The 291-nt window shown below is 35.4% G+C and carries 1 protein-coding gene; it reads left to right on the top strand.

What is annotated here, in order from left to right:
* On the top strand, nt 1-291 hold a 291-nt coding region (locus tag ADH54_RS06670; RefSeq protein ID WP_049524522.1), incomplete at both ends, for a hypothetical protein.

Raw genomic sequence — 291 nt, 5'->3', positions numbered from 1 at the left:
TTTAATAATCCATTAGAGCTAGTTTGGGAATTACATGGAAAATGGAGAGATGAATTAGCAGAAAAAATTCGGGAAGATTTAGGCATTAACTATGAACTACAGGCATGGCAATTTGAAAAAGAAATGTCACGATTTATAACGACTGATTTAGACAAGTTATTCGCAAAACGTACTAGATTGGAAAGGGATGCTTATTTTGCGGATAGTACGACGTCTATCAGAAAAGAAATTGATCGTTTAGATGCACAAATACTGGAGTACATAGAAAAAGCCCCTGAACAAAGTCAGGAG

The sequence above is a fragment of the Streptococcus pseudopneumoniae genome (assembly GCF_001072315.1).
Lineage (GTDB): Bacteria > Bacillota > Bacilli > Lactobacillales > Streptococcaceae > Streptococcus > Streptococcus pseudopneumoniae_R.
Note: the sequence above shows the minus strand (reverse complement) of the source record. Positions and strands in the feature narration are given on the sequence as shown.